Source organism: Chamaesiphon polymorphus CCALA 037 (assembly GCF_003003845.1).
Lineage (GTDB): Bacteria > Cyanobacteriota > Cyanobacteriia > Cyanobacteriales > Chamaesiphonaceae > Chamaesiphon > Chamaesiphon polymorphus.
This window is the reverse complement of the sequence record NZ_PVWO01000278.1, coordinates 1-7632: the sequence shown is the minus strand read 5'-3', so window position 1 is coordinate 7632 and position 7632 is coordinate 1. Positions and strand designations below refer to the sequence as shown.

General features: G+C 51.8%; 6 protein-coding genes. All 6 read left to right on the top strand.

The genetic code is table 11. The features are described 5' to 3' along the window. The coding region (locus tag C7B77_RS18875) for a sensor histidine kinase (protein WP_146138395.1) at window positions 1–1373 on the top strand (1373 nt) is incomplete at its 5' end. A 142-nt stretch (window positions 1374–1515) separates the two neighbouring features. After that, window positions 1516–3360 (top strand): dihydroxy-acid dehydratase, encoded by a 1845-nt coding sequence (gene ilvD, locus C7B77_RS18870; RefSeq protein ID WP_106308272.1) that lies wholly within the window; start codon window positions 1516–1518, stop codon window positions 3358–3360. Window positions 3361–3394: 34 nt separating this feature from the next. Then, window positions 3395–4678: a glycosyltransferase gene (locus C7B77_RS18865; protein ID WP_219892200.1), complete on the top strand. Its 1284-nt coding sequence runs from the start codon at window positions 3395–3397 to the stop codon at window positions 4676–4678. Window positions 4679–4880: 202 nt separating this feature from the next. After that, on the top strand, window positions 4881–6119 hold the full coding sequence (locus C7B77_RS18860; protein ID WP_106308266.1) for an acyl-CoA dehydrogenase family protein: 1239 nt from the start codon (window positions 4881–4883) through the stop codon (window positions 6117–6119). Then, window positions 6094–7011, top strand: coding sequence for a PIG-L deacetylase family protein (locus tag C7B77_RS18855; protein WP_106308278.1), 918 nt, complete (start codon window positions 6094–6096; stop codon window positions 7009–7011). The genes C7B77_RS18860 and C7B77_RS18855 overlap by 26 nt, the downstream gene beginning before the upstream one ends. Beyond that, entirely contained in the window at window positions 7011–7601 is a 591-nt protein-coding gene (locus C7B77_RS18850) for an SAM-dependent methyltransferase (RefSeq protein ID WP_106308263.1), read from the top strand. Before C7B77_RS18855 ends, C7B77_RS18850 begins: the two co-directional genes overlap by 1 nt. The last annotated feature ends 31 nt before the right edge of the window (window positions 7602–7632 follow it).

Sequence of the window (7632 nt, the reverse complement as noted above, 5' to 3'; positions counted from 1 at the left end):
CGGCGGTGATGTATGGCTTCCCTGCCGATACCGCATTTGTGACTCGCGAACAGATCCACGATACCTTCCATCCCGACGAACGTGCCGAACTTGAAGCCAAGATCGCCCAAGTCATAGATCCCGCAGGTACGGGTTGGTTTGCTGGAGATCGTCAAGTCGTGTGGCCGAGTGGCGAAGTCCGCTGTCTGAGCGTGCGCCAGCAAGTTTTCTTCGACCGTTCGGGTGCGGTGGCGCGTCCGAGCTATGCCATTCTGGCGGCGATCGATATCACCGAGCGCAAACACACCGAGCGAGAATTAGCCGAATCGGAAGAACGGTTGCGCACGGGAATTGAAGTGGCAGGCGTGGGACTGGCGAGATTTGACTATGCTACGAATTTGGTCTCACTCTCGCCCGAAGCAGCCGCTTTATATGGATTCGCACCCGACGAATTAGTCGTCACGCGACAACAGCTCCACGATACCTTCCATCCAGACGACCGTGCCGAACTCGAAGCAAGTATCGCCCAGATCGTCGATCCAGATGGTAATGGCTGGTTTGCCCGCGACCATCGCGTCGTGTGGCCGAATGGTGAAGTCCGTTATTTGAGCGTGCGCAAGCAAGTCTTCTTCCATCGAGTTGGGGAGATCGGCTGTCCCAGCCATGCCATTCTCGCCACGATCGATATTACCGATCGCAAACAAATATTCGCCACCCTCGAAGCTCGTAACCAAGAGCTAGACAGCTTCGTGCATGTTGTCTCTCACGATCTTAAAGCTCCCCTGCGGGCGGTGTCCAATCTCTCCAAATGGATTGAAGAAGATCTAGAAGGATCGCTGACACCTAGCACTCAAGCGCAAATGAACTTGTTGCGCGGTCGGATCGATCGGATGTCCGCCACGATCGATGGACTGCTCGACTATGCCCGGATCGGTCGCACCGAAGACTCGATCGAACCAGTCGCAGTCTCCGAACTAATTTCCGAAACGATCGATACCCTAGCACCACCGCCGACATTTACGATCGCGATCGCCCAAAATTTGCCGACGCTTTATACCAAGCGAATGCTCTTATCTCAAGTATTTGCCAATCTGTTAGGCAATGCCATCAAACATCACGATCGAGCGGATGGCATGATTCACTTGGGCATCGCCGAACGTACCGAATACTATGAATTTGCGATCGCTGATGATGGCCCCGGCATCGCCCCAGAGCAACACGATCGGGTCTTTAAGATCTTCCAAGCCGTCAATCCCCAAAAACGCACCGATAGCACTGGCATCGGACTGGCGATCGTCAAAAAAATTGTCGAAGCCGAAGGCGGTACCATTCGGCTGGAGTCCCAGCCAGGTAAAGGAACGACATTTTATTTTACTTGGCCGAAGCGGTCTTAGGTTGGGAGCTGAGATTCGATCGTGTTAAGCGTTGGATCGGCGATGCACACAACCTGGAGGTTTCCGCTGCTGTGCCCACTCTAATGGCTTATTTATCATAAAATTTATACTAATAAGAACCCTCAGCCGAACCAGACACGCGATGCCAACCTATCGATCGAAAACCTCCACCCACGGACGCAATATGGCGGGTGCCCGCGCGCTCTGGCGAGCTACCGGAATGCAGACCGAAGATTTCGAGAAGCCCATTATTGCCGTTGCCAATTCCTTCACCCAATTCGTACCCGGTCACGTTCACCTCAAAGATTTGGGTCAATTGGTCTGTCGGGAGATCGAAGCAGCAGGTGGTGTAGCTAAAGAGTTCAACACGATCGCGGTGGATGATGGGATCGCGATGGGTCACGATGGGATGCTCTACAGTCTGCCCTCGCGGGAGATTATTGCCGATTCAGTCGAGTACATGGTCAACGCCCATTGTGCCGATGCCCTGGTCTGCATTTCCAACTGTGACAAAATTACCCCAGGCATGTTGATGGCCGCCCTGCGGCTGAATATTCCCGCCATCTTCGTCTCTGGCGGGCCGATGGAAGCGGGTAAGACCAAACTCGCAGAACATAAACTGGACTTGGTAGACGCGATGGTAGTGGCTGCCGATAGTCGCGTGAGCGATGAGGTAGTTGCAGAATACGAGCGTTCGGCTTGCCCGACCTGTGGTTCCTGCTCTGGCATGTTCACCGCCAACTCCATGAACTGTCTCACTGAAGCCATCGGTCTGGCCTTGCCAGGGAATGGGACTGTTTTGGCAACTCATTTCGATCGCAAGGATCTGTTCCTCACCGCCGCTCGCACGATCGTCAGCATTACCCGCCGCTATTACGAAGGGAATGATGAGTCGGTACTCCCCCGATCGATCGCCAGTTTCCAAGCATTCGAGAATGCCATGATGCTAGACATTGCGATGGGTGGCTCGACGAATACCATTCTGCACCTATTAGCCGCCGCCCACGAAGCGGAGGTCGATTTTACCCTGAATGATATCGACAGGCTTTCGCGTCAGGTGCCCCAACTATGCAAGGTAGCACCAAATATCCAAAAGTATCATATGGAAGACGTGCATCGAGCTGGCGGGATTCCCAGCATTTTAGGCGAACTAGATCGGGCGGGACTGCTGCATACCGACCTGCCAACCGTTCACAGTCCGACGATGAAAGATGCACTCGATCGTTGGGATATCGCACGGACTGAAGACGAAGCGGTGCGTACCTTTTTTAAAGCGGGGCCAGCAGGAATTCCGACCCAGCAAGCCTTCAGTCAATCGACGCGCTGGGATACACTAGACCTCGATCGACAAGAGGGTTGCATTCGCAGTGCCGAAAACGCCTACAGCAAACAGGGCGGACTGGCTGTACTCTATGGAAACCTGTCAGAACGCGGTTGTATTGTCAAGACGGCAGGTGTAGACGAGAGCGCGCTGGTGTTTACGGGTCGGGCGCGGGTTTATGAAAGTCAAGATGCTGCTGTCAATGGTATTCTCAGCGATGAAGTCAAAGCGGGCGAAGTAGTGGTCATCCGCTATGAAGGGCCGCGCGGCGGGCCAGGGATGCAGGAAATGCTCTATCCGACCAGTTATCTCAAATCCAAGGATTTAGGCAAGGTGTGCGCCTTATTAACCGATGGTCGCTTTTCCGGCGGGACTTCGGGACTGTCGATCGGTCATGCTTCCCCAGAGGCAGCAGCAGGTGGCAATATTGCCCTAGTCCAGGATGGCGATGCGATCGAGATCGATATCCCCAATCGGCGCATTCATCTAGCTATATCCGAAACAGAATTAGCCAGCCGTCGCTCGGCGATGGAAGCTAAGGGTAAAGATGCTTGGAAGCCCGCACAATCGCGTCCGCGCAAGGTAACACCCGCACTCAAGGCTTATGCACTATTGGCTACTAGTGCCGATCGCGGCGCAGTCCGCAACCTAGAACTGCTTGAATAAAAAAACAGGCGTTCCTTGAGTGATATGTTGTTACATGTCACTCAATCGTGTCAATATGACTCATTTTGGTATTTTGTGCCCTGGGGCGATCGGTCATCTCAACCCTATGTGTAACATCGCCCGCGAACTATTAGAGCGCGGACATCGCGTTACCCTGTTTGGCGTACCAGATACACAAGCAAAAGTAGCGGCTGTTGCTGGCTTAGAATTTGCCCAAATCGGTGCCGCCGCTTTTCCCCTGGGGACGATCGATCGCAAGTACAAAGAATTAGGACTGATGAGCAATCTCGATGGCCTAAAATACACGATCGAGTGGCTGGAGCAACAGACAAAGATGCTCTGTGCAGAGGCTCCAAGGGCGATCGAGGCTAGAGGCATCGATGTATTGCTCGTAGACCAAGTGACGCGTATCGGCGGCAGTATTGCGGAGTTGCTCGCCCTTCCCTTCGTCACGATTTGCAATGCCTTACCAATTAACCAAGAACCCTCTGTCCCGCCATTTTTTACCACCTGGACTTATCAAGATATTTTGTGGGCGCGAGTGCGCAATCAATTGGGTAATAACCTCTTTAACTATTTAACCAAATCTGTTTGGCAGGCGATCGTCGTCCAACGCCAAGCATGGCAATTACCGCCGCTAACGGATCGCGAAGCGGGTTATTCTCAACTGTTACAGATCTGTCAATTGCCGCCAGAGTTTGATTTTCCCAGACAGGCATCCGCACGGATGAATTATCTAGGGCCATTTCAAGCCCCCGCCAGTTCGGAACCAATTTCCTTTCCCGGACTAGATTTTCCCTTCGAGCAACTGACAGATAAACCGTTAATATATGCCTCTTTGGGCACTTTACAAAATCAACAGTTGCAGATTTTTGAGGCGATCGCTACTGCCTGCGCCGATCTGGACGCTCAACTGGTTATCTCGCTGGGCGATCCCGATCGAGATCCCACCGAAATTCAACTGGCTGGCAATCCAATCGTCGTTGCCTATGCTCCTCATGCGGCCTTAATTGCCCGATCTAGCTTAGTCATTACCCATGCTGGCATGAATACCGTCATCGGCAGCCTCAGTGCGGGGGTGCCCCTAGTTGCCATCCCCATTACCAACGAGCAACCAGGAATTGCCACGCGATTGGCGCGCACTGGTGCGGGCGAAATGGTGCCAGTCAAAAGCTTAACAGCCGAGCGACTCAGACAATCGATCGATCGAGTACTTGGCGATGCCAGCTACCGCACCCAAGCCCAAAGAATGCAGGCGATCGTCCAGCAATCTGGTGGAGTCAAACGTGCCGCCGATTTGATTCTGGCCATCTGCTAAATAACCCCAGTTGCTACCTGTAAGCCCAGGGTTAGAAATCGCAGGCGATCCATATGTAGCAACTCGGTTTAAATAATTAGCTCCACTCACTACAAACCTCTCTCATTTGGTAGAGGAAAAATCGCCAAACTTCTCGCATAATTTAAAATAAATTAACTTGTAAACCATACACCTCGTAAGGACGCAAGCTGAGGAGGATCTTTTGACCGCTATACATTTGCCAGCACAACTAGTATCTCTCCCACCCCAAATAGAACCGCCGAAAATAGATCTCCAAAACCTACTTCAACAAACAGTTGAAATTGGTAAATTTTGCACTCAAAATGCCGCAAAAATCGATCGTCATGGTGTCTACCCAGAGCGAGAATTTGAATCGATCGCTACTGCTGGACTATTGACGGCACCGCTAACACCCAAACTCGGCGGTTTGGGACTGGGCATAGAAGCTAGCTCGATCGTGGAGTTACTCCAAATACTAAAACAAATCGGTCGCGCCAATTTAGCTGTCGGACGCATTTATGAAGGTCACGTCAATGGATTGCAACTGCTTCAGACCTTTGGTACCCAAGCTCAAATCGATACCTATGCCCGCGATGTGCGCGATCGTCACAAAATGTTCGGCGTCTGGAATGCCGAAGACCGCGATGGCGTAAAGATTATCCCCCTAGGTAAGGGCAAATATCGCCTGGAAGGTGCCAAAACCTTCGCGACAGGGTGCGGCTGTGTCGATCGACCTTTCGTCGGCGGTATGCTGCCAAATGGTGACTGGCAACTGTGTATCGTCTCGATGGATGAAGTGGAAACCACGATCGATCCTGAGTGGTGGCAGCCTGCGGGGATGAAAGCAACTGCCAGTTACAAAGTCGATTTTACAGGCGTAATTTTAGACCAAAGCGAATTAATCGGCCAACCTGGAGACTACTACCGACAGCCGTGGTTGACAGCAGGGGTCATTAGATTTGCTGCCGTCCAGCTCGGCGGTGCCGAAGCCTTATTTAACGCCGCGCGCCAATTTTTGCAATCGATCGATCGGACCAAAGATCCCTACCAAGAAGAACGCTTTGGCAAAATGGCGATCGGCATCGAAAGCGGTCAACTTTGGCTCCAAGGTGCCGCCGCCCAACTCAGGCAGTATCACGCCACCTTTGCAGGCGATCCGGCACTGACTAGCCCCAACGCCCAAGCTCTAGTTGCCTATGCCAATATGGTACGCACCGCGATCGAACACATCTGCATGGAGACAATCCAGCTAGTCGAACGATCGGTCGGGACGCGCGGATTGTTGCCTCCCGAACCTACAGAGCGCATCATCCGCGACTTAACGCTGTACCTGCGCCAACCTGCATTCGATGCCTCGATCGCTAATATCGGACGCTACGCGCTCCAAAATGCCGCTACAGATTCACTTTGGACAGATGAACCAGCCAACACCAGAATTTAAAGATAATGCTACCGAGGAGGGTGACATCGAGCCTGTCGATGGCTCTTACCCAATCGCCCGCGCGCGCAAATTTGAGAGCAGGCGGATCGGCAGGTTGCTACCGTTGCCACATTCTGGTGCGGGTAAGGATAACGATCGCAGCATCGATCGACATCGAGTATTATTATCCAGCCCCGAAACACTACCGTTGCGCGATCTGACCCACATCTCGCGTCAGCGGGTAGTTATAGTCGCCCCCCATCCCGACGACGAAACGCTCGGCTGCGGCGGTGCGATCGCCTTACTGTGCGCCAAAGGCTACGATGTCAAAGTCGCGATCGTCAGCGATGGCACCATGTCGCACCCCAACTCGCGCTCGTATCCCGCCCCCGCACTCCGATCGCTACGAGAGCGCGAAACGCTCGCCGCCTTAGCAATTTTAGGCATTGAAGATCGATCGTTAGTTACTTTTTTAGGTCTTAAAGATGGCGCGGTACCGACCATAACTTCACCAAATTTTCAGGCAGCTAAGGTACTTTGTCAAGACTATTTAAAACAAACTTTACCAGACACGATCTTTTTACCCTGGCGTGCCGATCCACATCCCGATCATCGGGCGACTTGGCAACTGATTCAAGCCGCCATCTTAAGCTTGGGCATCTCCCCACAAATTATTGAATATCCAATTTGGGATTGGGATCTTCAACAGCAGAAAAAACTCCCAGATCTCGATCGCATCTCTGGCTGGCGATTAAATATCGACAAAGTATTAGCCCAAAAACGACATGCCATCGCCGCCTATAAATCGCAACTCGGTCTAGCGATCGATGACGATCCCGATGGCTTCTATTTGACCCCAGAAATGCTGACTAATTTTACCCGATCCTGGGAAGTTTATTTTGAGGAAATCTAATGCAACCAACTAAATCGCAATCGCTGACAACAGATTTTTTTGAAGATCTATATCGCGAAAATCCCGATCCGTGGCAATTTGCTACCAGCGAGTACGAAGCCCAAAAATATGCAACTACTCTCAATGCGCTGCCACGCGATCGATACGAGTCAGCATTTGAAATTGGCGGTTCGATCGGGATTTTTACCGAAAGACTGGCAAATAGATGTGACTCTTTACTATCTGTCGATGTTTCGAGTATCGCCCAAGAGCAAGCTAAACAACGATGCCAGCATCTCAACCACATTGATTTTCAAATCATGTCCGTGCCCGATGAATTCCCTGACGATTATTTCGATCTAATCGTCCTCTCGGAAGTCGGCTATTATTGGTGTTGGGACGACTTTTATAAAGCTCAAAACTTGCTCGTCGATCGATTAAACCCCCAAGGACATCTCGCGATCGTGCATTGGATTGTCGATGCCAGAGTACTACCCCTAACTGGCGATGAAGTCCACGATTCCTTTCTGCAACTCGTACCCGATCAACTCACGCATCTCCACAGTTTGACTACCGATAAATATCGTTTAGACTTATTTGAAAAGCCCTAAATATTGGTGCGCTCTTTGCTTGGATCTGAGA

Excerpts from the sequence above, each read along its gene's own strand:
- C7B77_RS18855 (WP_106308278.1), top strand. The coding sequence starts at position 6,094 with ATGAACCAGCCAACACCAGAATTTAAAGATAATGCTACCGAGGAGGGT.
- C7B77_RS18865 (WP_219892200.1), top strand. The coding sequence starts at position 3,395 with ATGTCACTCAATCGTGTCAATATGACTCATTTTGGTATTTTGTGCCCT.
- C7B77_RS18850 (WP_106308263.1), top strand. The coding sequence starts at position 7,011 with ATGCAACCAACTAAATCGCAATCGCTGACAACAGATTTTTTTGAAGAT.
- ilvD (WP_106308272.1), top strand. The coding sequence starts at position 1,516 with ATGCCAACCTATCGATCGAAAACCTCCACCCACGGACGCAATATGGCG.